The 23,792-nt window shown below is 47.5% G+C and carries 25 protein-coding genes; 21 read left to right on the top strand and 4 right to left on the bottom strand.

What is annotated here, in order from left to right; all coding sequences use genetic code 11:
* Positions 1-14 precede the first annotated feature (14 nt).
* From QNH46_RS23630 to QNH46_RS23615, 4 genes are all read left to right on the top strand, one after another.
* Entirely contained in the window at positions 15-470 is a 456-nt protein-coding gene (locus QNH46_RS23630) for a VOC family protein (RefSeq protein ID WP_283926291.1), read from the top strand.
* Between the two features lie 39 nt (positions 471-509).
* Positions 510-1,211 (top strand): SDR family NAD(P)-dependent oxidoreductase, encoded by a 702-nt coding sequence (locus tag QNH46_RS23625; protein ID WP_283926290.1) that lies wholly within the window; start codon positions 510-512, stop codon positions 1,209-1,211.
* Between the two features lie 26 nt (positions 1,212-1,237).
* The gene (locus QNH46_RS23620; RefSeq protein WP_283926289.1) at positions 1,238-1,888 is read left to right on the top strand and encodes a ThuA domain-containing protein; all 651 of its coding nucleotides are present in this window, start codon (positions 1,238-1,240) and stop codon (positions 1,886-1,888) included.
* Positions 1,889-1,999: 111 nt separating this feature from the next.
* A complete protein-coding gene (locus tag QNH46_RS23615) occupies positions 2,000-2,965 on the top strand; it encodes an aldo/keto reductase (RefSeq protein WP_283926288.1) in 966 nt (321 codons plus the stop codon).
* Between the two features lie 112 nt (positions 2,966-3,077).
* Here QNH46_RS23615 and QNH46_RS23610 read toward each other — a convergent pair whose 3' ends face one another.
* Together QNH46_RS23610 and QNH46_RS23605 are read right to left on the bottom strand one after the other, a co-directional pair.
* Positions 3,078-4,343 carry a polysaccharide deacetylase family protein gene (locus QNH46_RS23610; protein WP_283926287.1) on the bottom strand — a complete coding sequence of 422 codons (1,266 nt, stop codon included), beginning with the start codon at positions 4,341-4,343 and terminating at the stop codon, positions 3,078-3,080.
* Positions 4,344-4,386: 43 nt separating this feature from the next.
* Positions 4,387-5,094 carry a hypothetical protein gene (locus tag QNH46_RS23605; protein ID WP_230873991.1) on the bottom strand — a complete coding sequence of 236 codons (708 nt, stop codon included), beginning with the start codon at positions 5,092-5,094 and terminating at the stop codon, positions 4,387-4,389.
* 344 nt (positions 5,095-5,438) lie between these two features.
* Here QNH46_RS23605 and QNH46_RS23600 point away from each other — a divergent pair, with 344 nt between their 5' ends.
* From QNH46_RS23600 to csaA, 7 genes are all read left to right on the top strand, one after another.
* Positions 5,439-7,349 carry a beta-N-acetylhexosaminidase gene (locus QNH46_RS23600; protein WP_283926286.1) on the top strand — a complete coding sequence of 637 codons (1,911 nt, stop codon included), beginning with the start codon at positions 5,439-5,441 and terminating at the stop codon, positions 7,347-7,349.
* Positions 7,350-7,951: 602 nt separating this feature from the next.
* Positions 7,952-8,290, top strand: coding sequence for a zinc ribbon domain-containing protein YjdM (locus QNH46_RS23595; RefSeq protein ID WP_280530418.1), 339 nt, complete (start codon positions 7,952-7,954; stop codon positions 8,288-8,290).
* A 177-nt stretch (positions 8,291-8,467) separates the two neighbouring features.
* Positions 8,468-10,579, top strand: a complete 2,112-nt coding sequence (locus QNH46_RS23590; protein ID WP_283926285.1) for a methyl-accepting chemotaxis protein — start codon at positions 8,468-8,470, stop codon at positions 10,577-10,579.
* A 149-nt stretch (positions 10,580-10,728) separates the two neighbouring features.
* The gene (locus tag QNH46_RS23585) at positions 10,729-11,649 is read left to right on the top strand and encodes a pentapeptide repeat-containing protein (RefSeq protein ID WP_283926284.1); all 921 of its coding nucleotides are present in this window, start codon (positions 10,729-10,731) and stop codon (positions 11,647-11,649) included.
* A 181-nt stretch (positions 11,650-11,830) separates the two neighbouring features.
* Positions 11,831-12,892, top strand: a complete 1,062-nt coding sequence (locus QNH46_RS23580) for an LLM class flavin-dependent oxidoreductase (RefSeq protein ID WP_283926283.1) — start codon at positions 11,831-11,833, stop codon at positions 12,890-12,892.
* A gap of 351 nt (positions 12,893-13,243) precedes the next feature.
* On the top strand, positions 13,244-14,011 hold the full coding sequence (locus QNH46_RS23575; protein WP_283926282.1) for a TerC family protein: 768 nt from the start codon (positions 13,244-13,246) through the stop codon (positions 14,009-14,011).
* 177 nt (positions 14,012-14,188) lie between these two features.
* The gene (csaA, locus tag QNH46_RS23570) at positions 14,189-14,518 is read left to right on the top strand and encodes a chaperone CsaA (RefSeq protein WP_283928537.1); all 330 of its coding nucleotides are present in this window, start codon (positions 14,189-14,191) and stop codon (positions 14,516-14,518) included.
* Between the two features lie 120 nt (positions 14,519-14,638).
* Here the strand turns inward: csaA and QNH46_RS23565 are convergent, their stop codons facing one another.
* A complete protein-coding gene (locus tag QNH46_RS23565; RefSeq protein WP_283926281.1) occupies positions 14,639-15,067 on the bottom strand; it encodes a MarR family winged helix-turn-helix transcriptional regulator in 429 nt (142 codons plus the stop codon).
* 132 nt (positions 15,068-15,199) lie between these two features.
* Between QNH46_RS23565 and QNH46_RS23560 the strand changes: the two genes are divergently transcribed.
* From QNH46_RS23560 to QNH46_RS23530, 7 genes are all read left to right on the top strand, one after another.
* Entirely contained in the window at positions 15,200-15,787 is a 588-nt protein-coding gene (locus tag QNH46_RS23560; RefSeq protein ID WP_283926280.1) for an NAD(P)H-dependent oxidoreductase, read from the top strand.
* A gap of 154 nt (positions 15,788-15,941) precedes the next feature.
* Entirely contained in the window at positions 15,942-16,292 is a 351-nt protein-coding gene (locus QNH46_RS23555) for an XRE family transcriptional regulator (protein ID WP_283926279.1), read from the top strand.
* An 11-nt stretch (positions 16,293-16,303) separates the two neighbouring features.
* Positions 16,304-17,077, top strand: a complete 774-nt coding sequence (locus tag QNH46_RS23550) for an ImmA/IrrE family metallo-endopeptidase (protein WP_283926278.1) — start codon at positions 16,304-16,306, stop codon at positions 17,075-17,077.
* A 5-nt stretch (positions 17,078-17,082) separates the two neighbouring features.
* Entirely contained in the window at positions 17,083-17,910 is an 828-nt protein-coding gene (locus QNH46_RS23545) for a hypothetical protein (RefSeq protein WP_283926277.1), read from the top strand.
* 135 nt (positions 17,911-18,045) lie between these two features.
* Positions 18,046-18,459 carry a hypothetical protein gene (locus tag QNH46_RS23540; RefSeq protein WP_283926276.1) on the top strand — a complete coding sequence of 138 codons (414 nt, stop codon included), beginning with the start codon at positions 18,046-18,048 and terminating at the stop codon, positions 18,457-18,459.
* A gap of 11 nt (positions 18,460-18,470) precedes the next feature.
* Complete coding sequence (locus QNH46_RS23535) at positions 18,471-19,319, top strand: serine/threonine protein kinase (RefSeq protein WP_283926275.1); 849 nt, start codon at positions 18,471-18,473, stop codon at positions 19,317-19,319.
* Positions 19,320-19,332: 13 nt separating this feature from the next.
* Positions 19,333-20,475: a hypothetical protein gene (locus QNH46_RS23530; protein ID WP_283926274.1), complete on the top strand. Its 1,143-nt coding sequence runs from the start codon at positions 19,333-19,335 to the stop codon at positions 20,473-20,475.
* A gap of 135 nt (positions 20,476-20,610) precedes the next feature.
* Here the strand turns inward: QNH46_RS23530 and QNH46_RS23525 are convergent, their stop codons facing one another.
* Positions 20,611-20,874 carry a helix-turn-helix domain-containing protein gene (locus tag QNH46_RS23525; RefSeq protein WP_283926273.1) on the bottom strand — a complete coding sequence of 88 codons (264 nt, stop codon included), beginning with the start codon at positions 20,872-20,874 and terminating at the stop codon, positions 20,611-20,613.
* 199 nt (positions 20,875-21,073) lie between these two features.
* Here QNH46_RS23525 and QNH46_RS23520 point away from each other — a divergent pair, with 199 nt between their 5' ends.
* From QNH46_RS23520 to QNH46_RS23510, 3 genes are all read left to right on the top strand, one after another.
* Positions 21,074-22,462 (top strand): transcriptional regulator, encoded by a 1,389-nt coding sequence (locus tag QNH46_RS23520; RefSeq protein ID WP_283926272.1) that lies wholly within the window; start codon positions 21,074-21,076, stop codon positions 22,460-22,462.
* Positions 22,449-22,589: a hypothetical protein gene (locus QNH46_RS23515; RefSeq protein ID WP_155613418.1), complete on the top strand. Its 141-nt coding sequence runs from the start codon at positions 22,449-22,451 to the stop codon at positions 22,587-22,589. The genes QNH46_RS23520 and QNH46_RS23515 overlap by 14 nt, the downstream gene beginning before the upstream one ends.
* A 242-nt stretch (positions 22,590-22,831) precedes the next feature.
* Positions 22,832-23,776: a ComEA family DNA-binding protein gene (locus QNH46_RS23510; RefSeq protein ID WP_283926271.1), complete on the top strand. Its 945-nt coding sequence runs from the start codon at positions 22,832-22,834 to the stop codon at positions 23,774-23,776.
* The last annotated feature ends 16 nt before the right edge of the window (positions 23,777-23,792 follow it).

Genomic DNA, 23,792 nt, shown 5'->3' with positions numbered 1-23,792 from the left:
AGGAGCATGATCCCATGGAAAAAGGATTTTTAGGAACCAACGTCATTACGCAAATCGGAATCATTGTACGCGACATCGACAAAGTATCCCAGAGTTATGCGGATTTCTTCGGAATAGAGAAGCCGAGGTGGTTCTGGACGGACACTGTAGATGTCGCTCGAACCGAATTTAAGGGAGCGTCTTCGGAGGCCCGCGCCAAGCTCGCTTTTCTCGATTGCGGGCAGCTGCAGGTGGAGCTGATTGAACCGGACGAGCATCCTTCAACGTGGCGGGAGTTCCTGGACGAGCAGGGCGAAGGGGTACACCATATCGCCTTTGTCATCAAAGGGATGAAGGAGAAGATCGCGGTCTTGGAGGCGAATCAGATGCCGCTGATTCAGAGAGGCGAGTACACGGGCGGCCGTTACGCGTATATGGATACGTTCAAGGAATTGAAGGTGATGGTGGAACTGCTTGAGAACGATAACTGACAGAGCTGGACAGATTGCTGAAGAAGGTGGCGAGTGGGGATGAATATTCTAATTACGGGCGCGAGCAAAGGGCTGGGTTTCTCTACGGTCAGCGAAGCGCTTAAAGGCGGGCATCATGTCATTGCGGGTGTTCGGAATTTGCAGCAGAGCCATGAGCAGTTCGAGGCCATGCGGCAGGAGCATCCTGGACAGCTGGAGCTGATTCAGCTGGACGTGAATGTAGAAAGCGAAATTATTGCAGCGAAGAACGCCGTTGAACGACAAGGGGGCACGGTGGATGTGCTGATTAACAATGCGGGAATTCTTATCGCCCGCGATAAGAAGCTGGAGCAGCTCGATATGGCAGAGGTGGAGCGCTCGATGATGACTAATCTTTACGGGCCGATGAAAATGGTCAAGCACTTCCTGCCGCTGCTTCGCCGCAGTGAGAGGCCTTGCATTATCAATATCAGCTCGGAGGCGGGATGCTTTACGGCGGCGTATGGCCGGGATTACCCGTATGCGCTGTCCAAGAGCGCGCTGTCGTTCTTCTCGGCGCAGCTGCGCAAGGAGCTTGCGCCTCAAGGCTTCGCCGTGTATAACGTCCACCCGGGGTGGATTCGAACGCCGATGGGGGGAGAGCAAGCGCCAGGAGATCCTGGGGATACGGCCATTGGCCTGCTGAATCTGGCCGAGAGGAAGGTTGTGCCTGCGCAAGAGAGCTGGATGATTACTCATAAAGGAGAGCCTATGCCGTATTAAGCAGGGCGGATCGGAGATGATGACGGATGAAGCGTATACTCGTAGTCGTTGGCGATTATTATCATGATGGAGAACTGGCCAGGCAATCTTGGGAGCGGGCTATCGAGCCTTTTACGAGCAAGGCTCAAGCTCAGGTCACATATGCGGGTGTCGGGCAGTTGGAGCAAGAATTGGTCAAATCGCCCGATTTAGTTGTTTTGTTTGCCGGGAATTACATCGATCCGGAAGCGGAGCAGGTAAGGTACTGGATGACAGAACAGGCGGCCGGGCAGATCGAGAAATATGTGGCCAGCGGGGGAGCATGGCTGGCATGGCATTCGGGACTGGCATCTTATCCGGAAGACGGGGAATATGTGAGAATGCTTCGCGGCCGCTTCCTTATGCATCCAGAGCCCAGCGTTGTGACTTATACGCCGCTGGCCGGAACGGAGCTGGGCGACTTAGGAGAAGCTTTCAGCTTCCTGGACGAGCATTATTTTGTCGACTGTAAGGAGGAAGAGACGAATATATTTATGCGCTCGTCCTCCAAGGACGGGGAAGCCGTGGCCGGCTGGTATCACAGCTACGGGTCTGGCCGTGTCGGCTGCATCACGCCGGCTCATTTATCCGATGGCCTGCTGATGCCGTGGTTTATTAAGGTGATGAGAAGCCTGGTTACCTGGTGCGCCAAGCTCTGATTGGAGAGGGAACACCACCCTATACGGGCGGTGTTCCCCTTTGCTTTATGTACTGCTGAAGTGCGATACTTTAGAGAATGAGCATTTTTTTATTCAGTGAGGAGGGTTCCTATGAAATATGCAACAATACCGCATACCGAGCTGCATGCTTCCCGGATATGCTTCGGAACGGCAACGATCGGCGGTGCGATTGGCGAGGCCGATTCTTTTGCTCTGATGGACGCTTATTGCGGCCTCGGGGGTAATTTCATTGACACGGCGAGCGTGTACTCCGATTGGGAAAGCGAAGTAAAGAGCGTGAGCGAGAAGACGATTGGCAAATGGCTGAAGAGCAGGGGAAACCGGGACAAGATTATCCTTGCGACCAAGGGAGGGCATCCGCCTTTCGACAATCTCTTGGCAAGCAGGCTCTCGCCAGAAGATATTTCGTTGGATTTGGAGAAGAGCTTGACCCATCTGGGAACCGATGTGATCGATTTATATTGGCTGCATCGCGATGATCCCTCCCGCCCGGTTGAGGAAATTATCGATTCCCTGCATGCGCACGTTCAGGCGGGGCGCATTCGTTACTATGCTTGCTCCAATTGGACGACCGAGCGCATCGAGGCGGCTAGGCAGTATGCTGTCTCTACAGGAAAACAGCCCTTTGTAGCCAATCAGATGCAGTGGAGCTTGGCTGAGGTGAACCCGGGGAGCGTGGCGGATCCAACCACTGTCCAGATGGACGGGCAGATGCTGGATTATCATATCAAGACAGGGCTTGCGGCTATCCCGTATACGTCTCAGGCACAGGGATTTTTCAGCGGAAAATTCCGTCCTGAGGATCGTTCCAAGCCCAGTGTTGCCGCCATGTTCTACAATGAGGCCAACTTTGCGCGGCTGAACAGGGTTCAGGAGCTTGCGGGGCAGCTTGGCCGCTCTGGAACCGAAATAGCGCTTGCGTATTTGACGTCGCAGCCGTTTGCCACGTTTCCGATTGTCGGCTGCCGCACCAGGCAGCAGCTGGAGGAGAGCATAAGCGCAGGCGATCTTCAGCTCGATGCGGGTACGGTTCGTTATTTGCACGGCGGGGAGTAAACAGAATAGGCGGGCAATTGGAAGGTAAGGAAAATATTGCGGAGCAGAACACGTCTGCCGAGTACTCTCTAAAGAAAGAAATAAAGACCACCCGAAAGGGTGGTCTTTATAGTTATTGCAAATTGACAAGCTCCAGGTTCTGTTCCTTCAGGAACTGAATGATTCGCGGCAAAGCGTCAACCGTGGCCTGGGACTCATGGAGAAGAATAATCGATCCGTTAACTTTGGCCTTTGCCACGGAATTGTAAATTTTCTCGGCATCCCGGCTTTCCCAGTCCTTGGTATCGACGTTCCATAGCACCATCTTGTTATCGATTCCACGTACGATGTCGGTGATCGAATCATTGTGGGCTCCGTAAGGAGGCCGGAACAGCACGACAGGCTCGTTGGTGATTTTCTGAATCAGCTCATTGGGATGCGTGATTTCATATTTTTGTTTATCGCTAGACAGCTTGGGCAATTCCAAATGATTCATGCTATGGCTGCCAACTGTGTACCCGCTTGATTTTGCGTATTGCACCGATTCAGGGTACTTCTTAACGTTTTTCCCGATAAAAAAGAAGCTGCCCCCAACTTCATGCTCCGTCAGGATATCCGTAATCGCCTTAGTATACTTCGAGGGGCCGTCGTCAAAGGTCAGCGCCACCTTGCCTTTAGGAAGGTTGAAGGTAACGGCTTCCTCCAGGGCTACGGTCGGTAAAGTTGGTTGAACGGACTCCTGTAGAGGTTGTCTCGGTTCGCTGTTGGAGCTGGCTCTAAATTGTGCGCTAACGGTAACAGCTCTATGGCCTGCCACGTATCCGGCGAAATTTCTGTTGACTTCGCTCTCGCCGAAACTTGCGTTCGCCACTTCACCGCTGGCTGCCTTATAGATAAAGGTTGGCATAGAAGATCCCAGCAGAACCGTGAAAACCAGGCTCAATAACGCCACTGCCGCCCAGGTTAGCCTGCGCTGGAGCTTAGGCTGACGGACTTCCTTCGCTGCTTGGGACTCCTGTGGAGGCGACGCCTCGAATCCAGCTGACCGGGTTTGGATTTCGCTGACGGGATCATTGTTCTTGATCGCGTTTAATCCGCTTACATAGGCTTCCGAGCAGGAGAAATAGACTCTCTCGCTTTGATCGCGGTAGGTTTTGGTCAGGAAGCTTTCGTATTGGTTTTTGACGGAATTCCAAGAGCTATGGAAGGATAATCTATATTTGTAGACCCCTTCCGGTTCCAGGACGGCCAGCAGGCTTTCCGCTGTTTCCTCGTCGATATGCCACAGCAGCTCTAATTCCTGATCAGAGGTCAACTTGACTCGCAAATAGGATTGATCTAGCTCTTTATGGACGGAATGAAGCTCTAGCAGCTTCACCTGATAGACTTGCACGGACATAGATATCTCCTTTCTCTAGCAGTGACTAGAGAGCAGGTAGTCATTATTCGGAAGTGGAAGTGGATTTTGATGAGAAGGAGAACGACATCCGCTCTGTAAAATCGTTGATCGTCTGCATTAACTCGGCTTTTTCCGCCAAAATTTTTGCGTATTGTGCCTCGAACTTCGTGTTCTCAGCTTCCAGCTCTCGGATTCTCTCTTCCAGTTCTCTCATCGTTAGCATATTTTGATACTGGATATTCGCCGACTCTTCTTTGAGCAGGTTATACTTGTTGATTTCTTTCTCCAGCTGGCTGGACACCTTCTCGAAATCGTGGTTTGCCGTACTTTGATACTCTTTATAGTCTTCGAGAAGCTGGTCATAAGCCATTTGCTTGTTGGTCAGGCTAGTTTCCAGCGTGCGGATTTCCTTGCTTTTATCTTGAATAATCTGTTCCTTCTTGACCAGATCATACTTTAAACGGCTGATCGCTTCATTTGCCGTCTGCAGCTGCTGCTCGTAATCTTCGTTTTTGTATAGAATCAATTGTCGCTCATTCAGCATGTTCTCAAGAGAAACGACTAAATCCAGAGATACTTTATCAAGATTCTCTTTAGAAAGCATGTATTTCTTGCTAGAGCTTTCCGATGGACTGGGTACTTCCTTGTGGCTAACCGTATCTTCGACTAGCTCTAGAGGTTCTTCTACCCCTTCTTTGGCAGTTGGAACAGGTTCATTTGAATTAGAAAGAACGCCTTTCAACCAACCCATTGACTTATTTTTAGTATCCCTAGCCATAGCTTCGTCTCCTAAAATAAAATAGTTTAGACAGTTCTGACCTAAAAAATGTGAAAAACATTACTAAAGTAGTAGTTATGTATGAAATACGACGTATCAAAAATAAATCTATCTAATGACATTGTATAATTATGTGGAATAATGTCAATATAATGCCAATGGCCTACTACGTTTATCTTATTTTATTTAGTAGTTGATCCATGAAAATGATCAGAGGAATTTCCCCCTTTAGGCTATATTTTTTCTAGTATAGTAGGTAGTAAAGCGCTTTATATTCTGGATAGCGTGGAAAAAGCCTGTATATTAGGAGGGGGAAAATGAAGCTGCGCTTTGAAGGAAATGTGACGTCTCTGCGGCCTGGAATTCAGGCCTTGTCGCAGGAAATTGCCTTTACGGAAGATGAGGCCGGTCTTCCCGTTCAGGTAGAATTGTCTGCCGGCGATCTTGAAATCGGATTGAACGAAGGCGGGGCATACATCCGCTTCGCCAGGAAGCACCAATTCTTTCGGGGGTTGGGGCTGCTTGTGCAGTATGGCCGAAATGGCAGGCCTTTTACAATTCGGGAAACGGAGCAGTTTGACACGATCGGCCCGATGTTCGACTTGTCCCGCAATGGCGTCCTGACGTTGGACAGCTTCAAGTTTTTGCTGCGAAAAATGGCGTTGATGGGCCTAAACACGGTGATGCTGTATCTCGAGGATACCTATGAAATTAGCGGCGAGCCTTACTTCGGTTATATGCGGGGGCGTTATACGCAGGATGAGCTCCGGGAAATCGATGATTATGCGGATCAATTTGGAATAGAGGCATTCCCAAGCATCCAGACCCTTGCGCACCTGGAGGAGTTCCTAAAATGGGAACCGGTGTCCTTCTATAAAGACACGAAGGGAGCACTCCTGGTTGGAGACGAGAGAACTGAGGAGCTGGTCGACCGGATGATCGAAGCGGTCAGCGCCCCGTTCCGCAGCCGGAAGATCCATATTGGCATGGATGAAGCGGAAGAGCTTGGCCGGGGCAAATATTTGGATCGGAACGGATATGTAGATAGATTTGAAATCATGACCGGCCATTTGGAGAAGGTGCTCGAGATGGTGCGCCGCCGGGGACTGAAGCCGATGATGTGGAGCGACATGTTCTTGAAATTTGCCTCGAAGGACGGGGCGGAGCATTATGATACCGAGACACAGATCCCTGAGGAAATGGCGCGTAGAATTCCAAAGGATGTGGATATGGTGTACTGGGATTACGCGCACATCGACAAAGAGGATTATGTAAAGCTGATTGCGAAGCATCGGCCGCTGGGCTGCAATCTGGCATTTGCCGGGGGAATTTGGGTGTTCAACACCTTTGGCGTGAACTATGGGCTGTCCCTGAACGCTACGGATTCGGCGCTTCAGGTATGTAAGCAGGAGGGCATTCGTGAAGTCTACGCCACGATGTGGGGCGACGACGGCATGGAGGGGAATCCGTATGCGGCGCTGCTCGGCTTGCAGTTTTACGCGGAGCATGCCTACACGGAGGGAGAACTGGCCTGGTGCCAGGTGGCGGAACGGGTGAAGTTCTGTACAGGCATCGAGGCTGAGGCATTCCTGAAGTTCAAGGATCTGGATGAGACGCCCGGCTCGGAGCTCAATAACAGCAAGCAGAGCAACCCATCCAAATTTCTGCTGTATCAGGATGTGCTGCTGGGGCTGTTTGATAAGCAGATTGAGGGGCTGGCCATGGCGGATCATTATGCGCAGCTTGAGCAGGAAATTCGCCGGGTGCGCGTAAAGGATGCCGAGCTGGATTATTTGTTTGACGTGCCGGAGAAGCTGTGCGCGGTGTTGAAGCAAAAAAGCGAAATTGGCCTTGAACTGAAGCGGGCCTATGACTCTGGCGATCAAGCCGAGCTGCGGCGTATTGCGGAGGCGGTGCTGCCGTCTATTGCGGCCGCGGTCAAGGAGCTGAGAGCGGCGCATCGCTCTCAATGGCTGCGGATGTTCAAGCCGTTCGGCTGGGAGGTTATCGATATCCGTTATGGCGGAGTCTTGAATCGGCTGGACACGGCTGCAGTAAGGCTGCTTGACTACGTAGACGGCCGAATTCCGGCTATTGAAGAGCTGGAGCAGGATCGGCTGGTATACAGCTCGGTCAACCGTTTCAATCAGAAGGGGGCGGGCTGGTGCAGTTATTATTACCGCATGGCTTCGCCAAACGTCTTTTTCCATGTCATCAATCCATTTTAAATTTATAGGCCCGACGGTCGGCTGTTGGGCCGCGAAGAAGCGGGCCGTAGGTTATTGTAGTGTTGTTATGGCCTGAGGTTGTGCCTTCCAAAGTACCGTTTACATAGATATTGTGCTGGCCGTCCGCGGGCTCGAACCCCAGTTTAGCGTTACCGTATCTGCGGAGACATCGGTCACCTTCAGATAGCTTGGAGGCGCTAAAGGAGCCTCCTCATATAAGGTGTTATCGGCTGTAGTCGTGAATTCGAGAATATTGCTCTTGAATGCTTTATTAGGTTATCGACTCTCATGAAAGCGTTCACTATAATTGTTGCGGTGTTTCGTATCAGCCTCCCTTCAGGTTGCCCATTTGACGGAATCCCTTATAAATTCTCAGTCCTTTCCTTATGGATGCTCATAAATTGTTAACACCTTAATCATGGAATCTGATCCGTAAATTGGGAAGGGGGAAATATTCATAAAAGAGGGATACAACCTTATAATTCAAGCGATGTTTGCCAATATGGGCGGATTATGACACTATATAAGGCATAGGGCGCTCCTGTATGCTTGCTATGCGGGCGCGCAAATACTGAACATAATGAATGGAGGACATGGAAGTTATGCCGCTGCCGAATTGCCCAAAATGTAGTTCTGAATATACATATGAAGATAGAGACTTGCTAGTATGCCCGGAGTGCGGCCATGAATGGCCGGCAAATGGCGAAAGCGCGGAGGGTGAAGGGGCTCGAGTCGTCAAGGATGCCAATGGCAATATTCTAAACGACGGCGATTCTATTACCGTTATCAAGGATTTGAAGGTGAAAGGAAGTTCTTCGGTTATCAAAATTGGTACGAAGGTGAAGAACATCCGTCTCATTGACGGGGATCACGATATCGATTGCAAGATTGACGGTTTCGGAGCGATGAAGCTGAAGTCGGAGTTTGTGAAGAAGATATAGTTGCTAATCGGCAGCTCCTGCACACTTATCGTGTGAGGGGCTGTCTGTTGTTATTCGGAAAAGAGAAATAAATCAGGGCAATTTCGTGAACATCCTTTTAAATTTTAAATTAGAGTAAATAAACTGCCGATAATAGAGTTAGCAGCGTAGATAGTTACCTAAGAGGGGGCATTCCCAGTGAAGAAGTTGTTGAAGCCTTTTGTAGTCCTTGTTTCAAAAATGAAGTACAGCATGAAATTCGCCGTAGTCAGTTTTTTGTTCCTGATCCCCATAGCCATTTTGCTGTATACGTTTATTACAGCGAATATGGCCGAATTAAGGGAGAACGAGGACGATCATTACGGCATTGAACGGGTTACTGAAGTCATGCCGCTGATGTTACAGGTGCAGCAGCATCGAGGGTTAATGAACGGTTATCTGAATGGAAATGAGTCTGCTAAATCAAAAATCGAGGCGCGTCAGGCCGAAATTGCGGATACGATATCCCAGTTGAACCAGCAGCTGGAGGCTTCAAAGACGCCAGACAGCATGAAAAAATGGGAGGAAGTCCAGGAAGCGTGGGAAGCGCTGCGATCGTCCGGCGGGACGATGAAGCCCGATGAGAACTTCCAGCAGCATAGCCTGCTTATAGAGAATATCAGGCAGCTGATGATGAGTATTTCCGATGAGACCGGGCTATCTTTATCCAATGATATCAGCATCTATTATTTTATGAACATGCTGGTCGAGGAGCTTCCTCAGCTTATAGAAAATTCGGCGGTCATCCGTGGTCTAGGGAACGGTACACTCTCCTCAGGCCAACTGGCTGATGATACAAGAATCGAGCTGTTGCTGGCCGAGGCCCAGACGTATTCGGCGCTGGAAAGTTTGGAGAAATCTTTAGATAATATTATCCGTGAGACGGATTCTCTAGACGAGGAGTTAGCAGTCAAGGCGGAGGCAGCTGTGAAGTCCACGAAAAGTTATCTTAGTGTTTTGGATCAAGAAATTTTGGGCGCGGAATCTTTTACGGTGAAGCCAGAGGAATTTTTTGATTTCGGCACAGCGACAATACAGGTGGCTAATGAACTGTACGGCTTATCGTACAATGAGCTGAACCGTCTGTTGGATCAGCAGAGAAGCACGCTGCAAAGCTATATTTCCTTTATGATGATCATGACGGCCGCTGTTCTAATATTAGTGACTTTGTTTTATACCGCATTTTATAGCAATGTGATTGATACGGTAAGAACGTTAAAAATAAGAGCGGAAGAAATGGCCTCTGGCGATTTCTCCAAGGATATTCGGGTGAACACGAAGGACGAACTGAGTGATGTGAGCCAGGCGATGATTTTGATGCAGCAGGATATGAACCGCATCTTTGGACAGAATCAGCAGATTTCGGACCGGACGGCCGCTTCGTCGGAGGAATTGATGGCAATTTCCCAGGAATCTACGCAGGCCATGCAGCAAATTGCCGCATCGGTGCAGGATGTATCCGAGGGTACGGATTTGCAGCAGCGGACCATCGGTGAGGTTTCTACGGCGATGAACGAGATGTCGCTTGGGATCTCCCGTATTGCTGAGGCGGCCTCCGAGGTGTCCGATGTGGCCATCCAGGCTAGCGAAAGCGCCGCGCAAGGCGATGAGCAGCTTGCCGAGACGGTCCAGCAAATGAAGAGCATCAAGCAGACCCAGGAGCAATCCGCTCAGGTCATTGCCAAGCTTGATGATCATTCGGCGGAAATCGGCAAAATCATTCAAGCCGTTATGGCTATCACCCAGCAGACCAAGCTGCTGTCCTTGAATGCGAATATTGAGGCATCCCGGGCGGGGGAGGCTGGAAGGGGCTTTAGTGTCGTCGCGAAGGAGATCGGCAAACTGGCGGAAGAAACGGCGCAATCCGGCCAGGTGATATCGGGTCTGCTGAATGATATCCGGGGCCTGGTGGAAGAGGCGGTTGCAGCTATGCTGAAGATGCAGCAGGAGACAGATCAAGGCATAGATACGATTGATAAATCCAAGCGGATGATCGACCGCATTCTGGAGAATATTCAGGTTGTGAGCGAGCAAATTCAGGAGGTGTCCGCCTCTTCCGAAGAGCTGTCTGCTGAAATGGAAGAGGTAACGGCATCCATTGCTGAGGTGGCCCTGATTTCGGAGAAAACATCCGGCGAAGCGGGAACCATGGCTGCAGCTGCTCAGCAGCAGCTGGCCTCGATGGAGGAAATTCAGGCTTCATCGGAGGAGCTGCGCGACTTGTCGCAGCAGCTTCAAGAGGACTTGAGCAAATTTAAGCTGAAAGCTTGATACGGTAAATATTAGAGAGACAAGAGACCTTCTTCATCTGGAGGGATCTTGTCTTTCTTTGTGTTGAGAAGCTGTGTTTTGAGGAATTTTGATGCCATAAACTCCTTAAATGTAATAGAATAATAACGTTTATAGGAAGGAGAATGAGCATGTCTGATGGCGATCATAGACAAAGAAATTTTACAACATATGGGCATCATAACAATACAGCGGATTCATCTCCCACTGGCTTAGGACGGGAATCGAAGTTGCGGGCCGACTGCGAGAGCTGCTTCGGGCTATGCTGTGTCGCGCTTCCGTATGCGGCTTCGGTTGATTTTGCGATCGATAAAAATGCCGGGCAGCCTTGCCCGAATCTACAGACGGATTTCCGCTGCGGCATGCACCAGAATCTCAGACAGCACGGATTTCGGGGCTGTACAGTATACGACTGCTTCGGTGCGGGCCAACAGGTCTCGCAAGGAACCTTCGGGGGGCGCGACTGGCGGCGGTATCCGGATACGGCTCAGGCAATGTTCGAGGTATTTCCGGTAATGTGGCAGCTTCATGAGCTTTTATGGTATTTGGCCGAAGTGCTGACCATTCCATCTGCACGCTCCATTCATGAGGACGTTCGGATAGCGTTAGAAGAGACGGAACAATTGACATATCTTGACGCTGACATTCTCTTGAAACTGGATGTAGCTGCACACCGGGCTGAAATGAATAAGCTGCTGCTTCGAGCCAGCGAGCTTGTAAGATCGGCAGTATTGCAATCACTGAAGGGCTCGGCTGCTCGTCCAAAGTCCTTTAACCGGGGCGCGGATTTGATCGGGGCTAAGCTTAAAGGCGCTGACCTTCGAGCAGCCAATTTAAGAGGGGCATACCTGATTGCCGCCGACCTTCGGGGCGCAGATTTAAGAGGGGCAGATCTCATCGGCGCGGATTTGCGGGATGCAGATCTTCGGGGGGCTGATCTTACGGACAGTATTTTTCTCACTCAGGCCCAAATCAACTCTGCCAAGGGGGATGGCCACACCAAGCTGCCGCCGGCTCTGGAGTACCCGGCTCACTGGCTGTTGCCTGCCTAGCAGTGGATAATCCTGCCTGAGATCCAGCTATAGCCAGTTTTTGATCAGGATAGCCATTCCGCTAGAAATGGGATACAATGAGAGAAACAATAACTTACCGTTTGAATGGTTCTTACAATTAGAAAGTTAGTTAGGAAGCCGAAAATGAAGTGAAATGGATGGATACAGGAGGGGTTTGACAATGGAAATTGGCATAAGCACTTTTGTAGAGACGTCGCCAGATGTGCATACCGGTGAGGTCATGAGCCATGCCCAGCGGCTGCGCGAGGTCGTGGAGGAGATTGTACTGGCCGATAAGGTAGGCCTCGACGTATATGGGGTTGGCGAGCATCACCGCAAGGATTATGCTGCATCTTCCCCGGCCGTCGTACTGGCTGCGGCGGCAGCTCAGACGAAGCGGATTCGGCTGACGAGCGCGGTAACGGTGCTGTCCTCGGACGATCCGGTGCGGGTGTTCCAGGACTTCGCCACGCTTGACGGAATTTCGAACGGGCGCGCGGAGATCATGGCGGGCCGGGGGTCCTTCATCGAGTCCTTCCCGCTGTTCGGTTATGATCTGCAGGACTATGACGAATTATTCGAGGAGAAGCTGGAGCTGCTGCTCAAACTATGCGAGTCCGAGAAGGTGACCTGGAGCGGCAAACACCGTCCGGCGATCCATAATCTTGGCGTCTATCCGCGCCCGGTTCAGCAGCCGCTGCCTGTATGGATCGGCAGCGGGGGGAACCAGGAATCGGTAATCCGTGCCGGGCTGCTTGGGCTGCCGCTTGTACTCGCGATTATCGGCGGGCGCCCGATCCAATTCGCTCCGCTCGTGCAGCTGTATAAGCGGGCAGCAGCTAAGGCCGGGCATGATGTATCCAAGCTGCCAATTGCGTCGCACTCGCATGGCTTCGTCGGGGAGGATACGGAGGCAGCCGCGGACAAATTCTTCCCTTCCACGCAGGCGGTCATGAACGTGATCGGCCGCGAACGGGGCTGGGGCCATTATGATCGTTCAAGCTTCGACGCCGCGAGGAGCCCGGAAGGGGCGCTGTACGTTGGCGATCCGGAGACGGTGGCCCGGAAGATTATCAACCTGCGCAAGCATGTCGGGATTACCCGCTTCTTCCTGCACGTCCCGCTAGGTACGATGCCGCATGAGGATGTTATGCGCGCCATCGAGCTGCTGGGTACCGAGGTTGCCCCGCGGGTGCGTGAGGAAGTTGCCCGCTGGGAAGCGGAGAACGAGGGGAACATTTAAATAAGCTTGGGCACGAACATGTCCATTGACAAAACCCTAGTGAAGCCGTTATATTTTAAACAAATTGATATTCTTCCAAAAGGGGAGTAGCTAATACAGCAAAGTCGTCATTTCGAAGACTCCGTCTTCCGGCTTTGTTGGCAACGAATTCGTTGTTAGCAAGACCTTTGCCAATGTTTTTTTCGGCAAGGGTCTTTTTTGATGGAAACCTTTGCCGGCCCGGCAAAGGTTTTCGTTGTTTTATGGGCTCTTAAGGGGGGATCAGGCGTCCGAATTCATCCGCATGGATGATTTACAAGGTAAAAAGTCAACAATAGTAACAGTAAAACGAGTCAGGAGAGGGGATAGAAAATGGATTTCTCAATGTTGTTGGAATATGGTTGGGTTTTAGTATTATTGGTCGCTCTGGAGGGTCTTCTGGCCGCGGATAATGCGCTGGTGCTGGCGATTATGGTGAAGCATCTGCCTGAATCGGATAGAAAAAGAGCTTTGTTCTACGGGCTCGCGGGCGCTTTCGTTTTCCGTCTTGCTTCGTTGTTTATCATCTCTTACCTGGTTGATGTATGGCAGATTCAAGCCATCGGCGCGTTGTATCTGTTATTTATCGCAATCAATCACATTGTCAGAAAGGTATTCATTAAGAAGCCAGGGCCCAAGGTGGAAAAAGAGAAAAAGCAATCCGGCTTCTGGGCGACGGTTATCAAGGTCGAATTAGCGGATATTGCATTTGCGGTAGATTCAATTTTGGCAGCCGTCGCGATGGCGATGACGCTTCCGGATACGCCGCTTCCGGCGATTGGCGGCATGGACGGCGGGAAGTTTATCGTCGTGTTCGCGGGGGGGCTGATCGGGCTGATCATTATGCGGTTTGCCGCCAACCTGTTCGTAAAGTTGCTGCACTCCAGACCAGGCTTGGAAATTGCCGCCTTCGCCATCGTCGGTTGGGTCGGCGTCAAGCTTGCCGTTTTAACGCTGGGACATGAGGATGTAGGCATCATCTCGTCCGAGTTTGCGCACTCGACGCTTTGGAAGCTGATCTTTTATTTTGTTCTTATCGTCATCGGTGCGTCGGGCTGGTTCCTCTCCAAGGAGAAGAAGCCGTCCGTGGTCGGGTCATAACGCATAAGGGGCTGAGCCTAAGTTGAAGGACTTGGGCGCAGCCCCTGTTTAGTAAATTTAGGGACTGACCTTAAAGTAACTTTAAGGTCAGTCAAGGATTATGGAAACACAGTGTCGAAGTAAGAAACTACAAGGCATTCATGTGCCCCATCTGTAAAAATTGGAGTGAGTACTGAAGTGGCAACGATAGAGGATTTTTTGAAGTTGGATATTCGCATAGGGACTGTAATCAAAGCAGAACCTTTCCCGGAAGCGCGGAAACCTGCGATAAAGCTAGAGATTGATTTCGGCGAGCTCGGCATTAAGCGTTCTTCTGCTCAAATCACGAGAAGATATGAACCGGATCAGCTGATAGGCCGGCAGGTAGCGGCCGTAGTCAATTTTCCAGTAAGGCGGATTGCCGGTTTTGAATCGGAAGTGCTGGTCATCGGAGGCGTTCCCGAGGAAGGCGACGTTGTACTACTAATACCGGATCAGCCTGTTAAAAATGGTACACCCATTGCTTAAGCACATTGGGGCAGGGGGGTTCCATTCAACAAATGGATAGCTCCGCAACAAGGCCTTAATATGGCCTGAATTTAGAAGAGCCTAGCGGTATTGCCGCTGGGCTCAGTCTTTTTTTCTTCCTCAGTAAAAAACCTTGCTATGCAGTATATCCAGCGCCCGCTCGATTTCTTGCAGCTCCTCCTCGGAAATATGAGCGATTCGTTCCGCAAAACGGGACTCCACGCGACCGAAGGCCTCCGTCATCATCTTCTCCCCTTGCGGGGACAGTCGAATATACTGCTTTCGCCGATCCTCTTTATCCGTCACTTTATCGCATAATTGCTTATCGCTTAGTTTTCGGAGCTCCCGGCTCGTATTCGGCATGGAAATATGCATGCACTCGCTGATTTCGCTCAGCGTTACCGGCTGGGTGATCGCAATGTATTCGAGCATTTTATATTGAAGGGGCGTAATGTCTTCGGATCTGACATCTCTTGTCATATTACTCGTTATTTCATGCATGGCTGCTGTAAAGGCCACAAATTTCTGGAACAGTGCTTTCTTGTCCATAAAATCACCTCTACAAGAACGATAACAAAGTGATTATCATAAAACAATTATCATATAATAATTATCATTTGACAATAAAATGCAGTGTGTGCTACTCTTTGCTTATCAATTGATAAGTAAAGGGGCTTAGCGATGAAATTATTAGTTATATACACGCATCCGAATCATCAAAGCTTGAACTATGCGTTTTTGCAGGAAGTCATCCGCGGCAGCCAGGAGAATGCGGTGATTGGGGAGGTCAAGGTACTTGATTTATACGAAGAAGGCTTCAATCCGGTCTTGATGTTTAATGAGCACAAACGCAGGAGGGATATGCATACCGACCCCGATTTAGCCCTATACAGAGATCAGCTCACATGGGCGGATAAGATCGTGTTTATTTATCCGATCTGGTGGGGGCGGCCTCCAGCCATGCTGCTCGGTTACATCGACCAGATGTTTGCTTCGGGGTTTGCCTATAGAGATCAGGGCGGAATTTTTCCAGAGGGGCTGCTGAAAGGGAAATCTGTCGTTTGCATTTCCACGATGAAGGGACCGACCCATTATCCGCTGTTCTGGCTCAACAACGCCCATAAAACGCTAATGCGTAAAGCGCTGTTTAACTATGTTGGCATTAAGAAGGTGAAGTTTTTTGAGTTCGGTAATATGGAAAACCCGCGGGGGAAGCAAAAGGAGAAGCTGGAGAGGGTGTATCGGTATTTTAGGAATAGTGTAAACTAATAAAATGCCATTAAGTTTTATTCCTGAAAAACAGTAAATAAATTAGATTTTTGATCAATTTCACTTAAAAGGTAGAGTTTAATAAAATAAATTACTGAAAAACTGTACTTTATAATGTGGTTTGAATATAATATGGATAAGGATGGTGATAGTTATGGCATCTAATCCGCAAATGATTCTGGATCGTATTAATTTGTATCTGGACGGGGAAGGATTTAAGAAAGAGCGGTTGGCTAAAAGGCTTGGCAAATCTACTTCCGCTTTTTATGCGAACTTAAGTGGTAAGAATCAGAAGGTTGCTCAGTTTGCAGTTGAGTTGGCTGAAGTATTAGGCTTACCTCCTTCTTACTTTATTGAGGAGGATTTTAAGTATGTAAGAGAAGAAGCTGCGCAAATCGGGCTAGTCGCCAGTATCGCATTTTCGGCGGGAGAGCTATCAGAAGAGGGAAGACAGGGCCTCGAACAAATTGGGAAAATTTGTGACCTAGTCAATATCTATAGTTAAGGGGTTATTGTATGCCGGAATTGACTTTTGACCATTTACCCGATATTTTCGAGAAAAATAAAGAAATTTTTTATGAAGTAGATAATTATGTAAAGATGTACTTAAGGGATTATCATCTGAAAGGATGGCCCATCCTGGATGGAGTCAAGCACTGGATTAAAGAAAACCACGTTTTGATTCAAGCGCCAATTAAGGATCAGACACTTGGTGGCTTTATTTTATTAAAAAAGCCGAAGGTGTTGTGTTATCTGAACAGCTGGCAGCCTCGAATCTACCAAAATTTTATTTTGCTGCATGAGCTTTTTCATATTATATCCCGTGTTCAAAGTGAACCCGAAAAGCTGCACATTATTGAATCCGATTTAGATCGGGACTTGGATGAGCGAAAGGCTGATTACTTTGCTTCCTTGCTGTTGATGGATGCGGCAGAGTTAATTAGCTTCTATCAGAGTCTTCGGGAAGAGGTGTTACTGGATAAGATTATACAAACGATGTCTCGGTTCTCAGCACCGTATAAGGCTGTACTTATTCGACTGTATGAATTGCAGCTAATTAGCGTAGAGGATTTGAGCGTATGGTTTGATCAGAAGCTTCATTTTGAAGACGAGTTTGTACGTTTGGGACTAGACCCTTCACCGGTGCAGCGAAGCATGCTAATCAATTTCCAGGAAGTAGAGAAGCTTATGGAGCATGGGCGAGACCGTTTGCCTGAACTGGCCAATGAAAGCAACTGGGATACACTCAATGCGGTCAAAGCATATTTTAAAAATATAAAAAGGGCTTAGATGATATGTTCATTACGGATTTTGAAGAAATCATGGATATCCTCGATACCTCGCAAAGCGTATTCCTCTATGACACAGCGGCTATTTCAGTTCACGAGCTGGCTTTCTTTCGTTATGGCTATCAACTGCCTAATGAATTTATTCAGGGGCATCCAATTATTATCTCACAGACGATCGTAGACGAATTGAGGCTAAATGAAGATGCCGATTTAAGGTATGTTCACTTTTTCAGTCAGTTTAACAAATTAATTCTCATAGATGAAACGATGTTTGTTCAATACTTCCACGAAATGTACTCTCCGAAGCAGCATGCACTATCGAAATATCAAAGCTGTGCAATACGTTCCTTTCTAACCATCCAGTCATTGGCTGAAGCGATCAAATATACCCCCATCCATCAGGTCGAGACAAGAATTAATGTTTTGTTCAACACCTACTTCTACAGCGGTCGAAACAAAGGGGAGTATTCTTTATTATGGTTATCGAATCTTATACGTGACGTATTTCCAACGCTAGATATTAATTTCATCGGACTTGATCGTGACTTATATCGTATTGTTGATCACTGCTATTATAGATTTGATAATATCTCTTTAGAGATTAGAAATAGGGTTAAGGTTCGTATTATTAGTAACGATTTAATGCTTCAAGCACGTGTAAGAAAAGGATTGCCGATAGCAGAATTAGTTAGCAGTTATAGAGATCCGGCAAGAAAATTATTGTACAGGGAAATAAATAACGGGATTACAGAGCATACCATTATTGAGGGAGCGATGGATAACTCATTATTTATGGAGCTCTTGGAGCTGCGGCAAATTGAAATTGTTTATTAAAAAGGAGATATACAATTATTTACAAACGAAGTTTAAGACAGCAGTACCAATATTATGTAATATATAGTAGAGTTAAGGAAAACGGGATTTTTCCTAACACCCCAGAGGTAACTTAAATATACGGAGGAATGGCCTGTGTTTCAAGATGAGAAGGCTCTAGTACTACAGTTTGTGGATCAACTTAAAACGACGGATTCTCCTTGGGGGGAGGTTAAATACGGAACAGAATTTGATTATCAAAGAGGAAGAACAGATATTATTGTAGTTTCCCCAGAAGGAAAGGTAATTGCAATTGAGGCGAAATTAACCAAATGGAAGACTGCTCTTCAACAGGCTTATCGTAATCAGTGTTTTGCCGATTTATCATACGTGCTTCTTCCTGAAACTGAAATTAATAATGCTTCGAGGTATAGTCTAGAATTTAGAAAAAGAGGTGTAGGTTTATGTTATCTAGCAGATGGCGGTATTAACATTGCTCAAGATGCTTATGAGACAGAACCTTTGCAACCATGGCTTAGGGAGAAGGCGATGGGATTCGTTGAAAACTAGGAGGTGTTAATATGCCGACCATTTTAAACGAAGTAGCAAAATCAATTTGCTCGGACTTAAAATTGAATTTTATTGGGGGGAGTGGAGAAGGGGCATTTAAAGAGACTTACCACGTGGTTACAAAAGAAGGATTTGATATTGCTTTAAAGGTGTTTAAGTCCTCTAAAGTAAGTGAAAGAACCCAAAGAGAAATTGAAGCAATGTTAATTTGTGACCACCCAAATATCGGTAAGCTTAAGCAAGTAACATCTTATGAATATAAAGGTAATACTTTTTTGTATTCACTGGAGGAATTTCTTTCTGGTGGATCATTAAGTGAGAAGCTAAAAAAAGGAACAATATGTATTAAGCAATTTCATAGTATTGGCGATTGCTTAATCAGCGCGCTCTCCCATATCTCTTCCCACGGTCTTGTTCATAGGGATATTAAGCCAGACAATATAATGTTTAGGGATGACGAAAAAACCCCAGTAATAGTTGATTTTGGTTTAGTACGAGATTTGAACAGTGAATCCTTAACTCAAACATGGCTATTACATGGGCCAGGTTCACCTTATTATTCTGCCCCAGAACAATTAAATAATCAAAAGGAGCTAATTGATTGGAGGACTGATCAATTTTCACTAGGCGTGACGTTCTCCTTATGTTTATTTGGTATTCATCCTTATCATCGAAAAGGGGACAATCTGAGTGATGTTGTCACTAGAATAATAAGTCGTGAGGATTGTAGTCCTGACTTTGTTCAAAAATGTAAAGATAATGGATTAGAACTGCTGCAGAAAATGGTTTCTCCCTGGTCAGTTGGGCGCTTTAGAAAAACAGATCAATTAAAACAAGCTTGGAATAAAGTAATTGTATAGGGGGTATGGATAGATGAGTGTCTATCATCAAATGGGGCACGATACTATTAATCTTATACATGAAAAACATTTGTCCTCTTATAAAGGAGCTATACTAAGTCCGGTAAACTACGACGAAGAAAAGATTATTGCTCAAATTACCAAAATGAGAGATAAGGCGAATTTTGAGACGATATTTGATCCTCAGTTGTACTTCCCAAGAAGCGAAAGGGGAAAGTTACGCCAGTGGTCTTATTTTCCTTCTGATGTTGATACTGCAATTATAACTGAAGAGAAATGGTGGCAGAGCGTAGTTAGGAATATAGTGTCTACCTGTAAGAGAATTAATTGTCACTCGGCTTGTTCTCCAGTCTTTGCTCCTCGTAAATATACTAATGAATACTATTCTATGATGATAAATATAGGTAATTTCTTTGCGCAAGAGGCAAGAAATATTAACATTGAACCTTTGCAAACAGTATTGGTAGGTCTTAATGATTTATCTTCTGAGACTAGACCAAATCATATAGCTTCAATTATTAGCCAAGCTGATGCTGATCGTATATATTTGGTCTTCGTTAGTGAGGTTATTCCGCGTAAGGAACTATCTGATACTGAAGAGCTTGTAAATGCAATGAAATTAATTCATATTTTAGAGGAAGCAGGGCTGAATGTTCTTGTAGGATTTTGCTCCTCAGATTTTGTTCTCTGGAAAGCAGCGGGGGCAAGCTCATGTGCAACGGGGAAGTTCTTCAACCTTAGGAGATTCACTAGTTCTAGATTTGAGGAGCCAAAAGCTGGGGGAGGACAATTACCATACTGGTTTGAAGAAAATTTAATGGCATTCTTGCGAGAGTCAGATTTGATTCGTGTTCAAAGAAATAATTTAATTAGTAAAGAATTCTTAAGAAATCCGTATTCAGTCCAGATATTAAAACATATGGAGGATACACCAGATAAACCATGGTTAGCATTAAGCTGGCGCCAGTACATGTTTGCATTTGCAGACTTAGAAGCACGAATAAATAGTAGGGCAGTGGATGTAGGAAAACTTTTAAAAGAGGCTGAAAACAACTGGGTAACAGCAGAAGAAAAAAATATTCTCATGGAGGAAATAAAAAATAACGGTGAATGGATTAGAATTTGGCGAAGAGCCCTTATTGAGTATCTTCAATAGAAGCGATGTATTACCAGTTTAACAAAAATGATCTTTATAAACTTTTTTAAAACTAATTTAAATACATACTGTATAACTTCTTACAAGGGTAACATACGTAAAAAAGCCTTGCGATTAAGTGTCGCAAGGCCCTTTTTAATCACTCTTTTTTGTGATGTTTGTGTACTTCTCCATTTCAATTTCCACCAGCCGTAAGAAATCAGACGGCTTGATCTTCAACCCTGCACAAAGCTCAAATATTTTAGTTACCGAAGGCTCGTTTCGGCCTACCTCAATCATCGAAATATAGGATCGGTCAACTTGGCAAATTCCTGCCAAGTCTTCTTGGCTTAGATTTTGTTTTATTCGTAGCGACTTCAATACTTTTCCTATAGAAGCCTTAATCTTCCCGTTATTCAACCTGGAATATTCTCCTTTTAATACTAATTATCCCTCCGGTATAATGGAATCTACAGATAAAGTATTCAACAAAAAGGGTTTTAATGGTAATATAAAGGTGTTAATCAAATTACTTAATGAAGGGAGGTTTCTATACTAAAAAGCATTATTTCCTCTAAGAGAAATAAAATTCCCATCTTATCGAAAGGAGGTTCTATCCATGCAACCAGCCACCACGATCCGACAGCTTTTGGAGAATTATATTCAAGGGAAAGGCCTGACGCTTCATCAATTTGCGGATTTTTCAGGTGTGAATGCGGGGACGCTTAGCAGTCTGATTAATCACCGCAAGCCGATGTCGATGCTTCAGGTCGATCGGATTAGTGCGGGTATGGGGTTGGCGGAGGGCAGCTTATACGAGTTGTATGTTGAGGAGTGCCTGGTACAGTCGTCGCCGAATTGGCGCAGGCTGGGGGCACTGCTTCGGCGCTGTGCTGAATTGGACAAGCTAAGCTGCATCCAGCGAATCATCCATGCGATCATGGACAATTTAGCCTACGCCCCATATTTGTTTGAGCTGGCGGAGCAGTGGTATCAGGCAGGAAGGAAAGATGCGGCATCGTTGTTATACCAATGTGTCGCCGAGAGTGAGAAATACCAGCATTCCGAACGATTGGCCCTCTGTCAGTATCGTTTATTTACGATTCATCTGGGCGATGACCGGGAGGCCAATATGAATTTGGCGGCTTCTTTTGAGCCTTACGTAGAACGCTTGGAAGAACAGGATCAATTAGATGCCCTTAAAAGCCTGGCGGATATCTATGCTGCCAATCAACGCTGGGCTAAAGTTGGGGAACTCGCGGAGGAGCTGGGGCGTAAAGCGAGGTTTCAGTATGCAATGAGTTCCAGTGCGAATTCGCGAAGCGAGCTTCCTTCTGCACTCGTTCAAGAAGAAACGCGAAGGCCGCTGCTTTTCTACATTCTCTATGCCAATTTGCTGCAGGCTAACGTTTGTGAGGCGCGGGAAGATTACGAGCAGGCCCTTGACTTCGTTTCGTTATATACGGAGCCAGGCTGGGTGCAGAGCTGCAGTGAGACAGAGCGCATCATCATGAATCAGTTTAAGGAATGGGGCCGGGCCAATGCCTGTCTATACCGACTGATGGCCGGGCAACTGGAAGTATTGCCGGATTACGTAAAGTATGCGGCTGCTCATGATAGCGAGCGGGTGTCAGCCCTCCTGAAAATAACGGAGGCGGCGAACCGCCATCATTTTCAGGTGGATGATATTCTGGAGCGTTTCGGCCCGCATTTGAAGTTCGAGGGACGTGGGCATGCATTCGGGAGTTATCATGCGCAGATTGCAGCCGATCAGCATGCGCGATTGTTGGCGGAGCTGGCTGCCTACTATTTGTCTACAGAACGTGCTGAGACAGGAATGAATTATATACTGGCCTGCTTGGACTGCTGTGCTGATTTCTATAACGAATCGGTCGTTATTCGGTGTGTGGGGCTATTTGAGAAGTATCGGGCTTGGGCAACGCCGGAAATGAAGAACAGGTATGCAAAATTAATAAGCGAGGTGCAAGGAAACCATGAGAAAAGGTAAATCCGTGCTGTTGATTGTATGCAGTCTTGTATTAATTTTGGCTGTTTCTGAAGGGGTCGGAGGTCTGGCTGGCGTCATGTATAACGAACCTGGAATCAAGCCGCTGATTCATGGCCTGGGAGGATAGGCTGTAGGGCAATTGAATTATCGTGACATGCACCCTTGAAAGGTTTATTGGAGAATCTCCTTGGTTCTTCCGATAAAGTTCTAGAGGGTGTTTTTTTATTGTAAATTATGCTAGCGTCCGAATAGAAAGTGCTTCCTTTTTGGATGAAATTCGTATATATCTATTAAAAATGCATTTAGACCGGGTATCCGAGGAGTTATAGAGTACTACATAATCGAAGAACTGCAGTAAGGGGGGATGGTGTGAGTCAGAAATATACGAACCCAAGTCAGCCTTCAGGGATCGCGGCTAGCTGGTGGGTTGCGGCTACCTTTGTGCCTCTCGGGCTTACTAGTTTTGTGGCCTTTTTATACGCCGGGGTCAGAGTGAAGAATCACGTCTGGCGCAATTTCGGGTTTATGTATCTTGGGCTGCTTATAGGGGCGTTTATGATGTCCGGCTCTGGGGTCGGCGCAAGCATTGTATTTACGATGTGGATTGTATCTATTATCCATGCCTTCACCATTCGCCAGGATTATTTGGTTCAGCTTGCTGCAATCAAGGAAATGGAACAGCAGAGATCGCAGCAAATGTGGCAGGAGAGTCAGAGCCACTTCAATGCAGCGCCTTATGGCCGCGCGTTGCCGCATAATATGCCGCCAGTGCCAAGGACGGTAGAGCTGCCGCCTTACAATATGCCGGCACCAGAAGGTATGAGCTCACCACAGGGCACCGTGCCGCCTCCATTTGGAAGCGTGCCTCCGCCGGTGGGTCACGTGCCGCCTCCATTAGGCAGCATGCCTCCTCCGCTGGGTAATGTACCACCTCCATCAGGCGGTATGCCTCCGCCCCAGGGCGCCGTACCGCCTCCATTTGGAGGTATGCCCTCGTCAATGGATAACGAACCTCCTTCATCCGGCACTATGCCGCCGCCGCTGAAGAGGCCTCTGCTGGAGGGGGACATCATGGATATCAATACGGCATCTGAGGCTCAAATTGCCTCGCTTCCGGGAATCGGAACGATCCTCGCCAAACGTGTCATGATGAAGCGTGAAGAGCTGGGAGGGTTCAAGTCCTTAGAGCATTTCTCAGATGTCATGGGGCTGAAAAAGTATACCCTTGATCGGATCGCGCCCCTTGTTGTTTTCTCGCACAAGAGTAATGATCCGATAAATTCACCTACGTCAGGCAGGATCATCGACTATTAATTTGATTTGGAGGCAG

Source organism: Paenibacillus woosongensis (genome assembly GCF_030122845.1).
In the GTDB taxonomy this organism is placed as follows: Bacteria; Bacillota; Bacilli; order Paenibacillales; family Paenibacillaceae; genus Fontibacillus; species Fontibacillus woosongensis_A.
The sequence above is the reverse complement of the archived record's forward strand: the minus strand, read 5'-3'. Positions and strand labels throughout refer to the sequence as shown.

Excerpts from the sequence above, each read along its gene's own strand:
- QNH46_RS23630 (WP_283926291.1), top strand. The coding sequence starts at position 15 with ATGGAAAAAGGATTTTTAGGAACCAACGTCATTACGCAAATCGGAATC.
- QNH46_RS23625 (WP_283926290.1), top strand. The coding sequence starts at position 510 with ATGAATATTCTAATTACGGGCGCGAGCAAAGGGCTGGGTTTCTCTACG.
- QNH46_RS23620 (WP_283926289.1), top strand. The coding sequence starts at position 1,238 with ATGAAGCGTATACTCGTAGTCGTTGGCGATTATTATCATGATGGAGAA.
- QNH46_RS23615 (WP_283926288.1), top strand. The coding sequence starts at position 2,000 with ATGAAATATGCAACAATACCGCATACCGAGCTGCATGCTTCCCGGATA.
- QNH46_RS23610 (WP_283926287.1), bottom strand. The coding sequence starts at position 4,343 with ATGTCCGTGCAAGTCTATCAGGTGAAGCTGCTAGAGCTTCATTCCGTC.
- QNH46_RS23605 (WP_230873991.1), bottom strand. The coding sequence starts at position 5,094 with ATGGGTTGGTTGAAAGGCGTTCTTTCTAATTCAAATGAACCTGTTCCA.
- QNH46_RS23600 (WP_283926286.1), top strand. The coding sequence starts at position 5,439 with ATGAAGCTGCGCTTTGAAGGAAATGTGACGTCTCTGCGGCCTGGAATT.
- QNH46_RS23595 (WP_280530418.1), top strand. The coding sequence starts at position 7,952 with ATGCCGCTGCCGAATTGCCCAAAATGTAGTTCTGAATATACATATGAA.
- QNH46_RS23585 (WP_283926284.1), top strand. The coding sequence starts at position 10,729 with ATGTCTGATGGCGATCATAGACAAAGAAATTTTACAACATATGGGCAT.
- QNH46_RS23580 (WP_283926283.1), top strand. The coding sequence starts at position 11,831 with ATGGAAATTGGCATAAGCACTTTTGTAGAGACGTCGCCAGATGTGCAT.
- QNH46_RS23575 (WP_283926282.1), top strand. The coding sequence starts at position 13,244 with ATGGATTTCTCAATGTTGTTGGAATATGGTTGGGTTTTAGTATTATTG.
- QNH46_RS23565 (WP_283926281.1), bottom strand. The coding sequence starts at position 15,067 with ATGGACAAGAAAGCACTGTTCCAGAAATTTGTGGCCTTTACAGCAGCC.
- QNH46_RS23560 (WP_283926280.1), top strand. The coding sequence starts at position 15,200 with ATGAAATTATTAGTTATATACACGCATCCGAATCATCAAAGCTTGAAC.
- QNH46_RS23555 (WP_283926279.1), top strand. The coding sequence starts at position 15,942 with ATGGCATCTAATCCGCAAATGATTCTGGATCGTATTAATTTGTATCTG.
- QNH46_RS23550 (WP_283926278.1), top strand. The coding sequence starts at position 16,304 with ATGCCGGAATTGACTTTTGACCATTTACCCGATATTTTCGAGAAAAAT.
- QNH46_RS23545 (WP_283926277.1), top strand. The coding sequence starts at position 17,083 with ATGTTCATTACGGATTTTGAAGAAATCATGGATATCCTCGATACCTCG.
- QNH46_RS23535 (WP_283926275.1), top strand. The coding sequence starts at position 18,471 with ATGCCGACCATTTTAAACGAAGTAGCAAAATCAATTTGCTCGGACTTA.
- QNH46_RS23530 (WP_283926274.1), top strand. The coding sequence starts at position 19,333 with ATGAGTGTCTATCATCAAATGGGGCACGATACTATTAATCTTATACAT.
- QNH46_RS23520 (WP_283926272.1), top strand. The coding sequence starts at position 21,074 with ATGCAACCAGCCACCACGATCCGACAGCTTTTGGAGAATTATATTCAA.
- QNH46_RS23515 (WP_155613418.1), top strand. The coding sequence starts at position 22,449 with ATGAGAAAAGGTAAATCCGTGCTGTTGATTGTATGCAGTCTTGTATTA.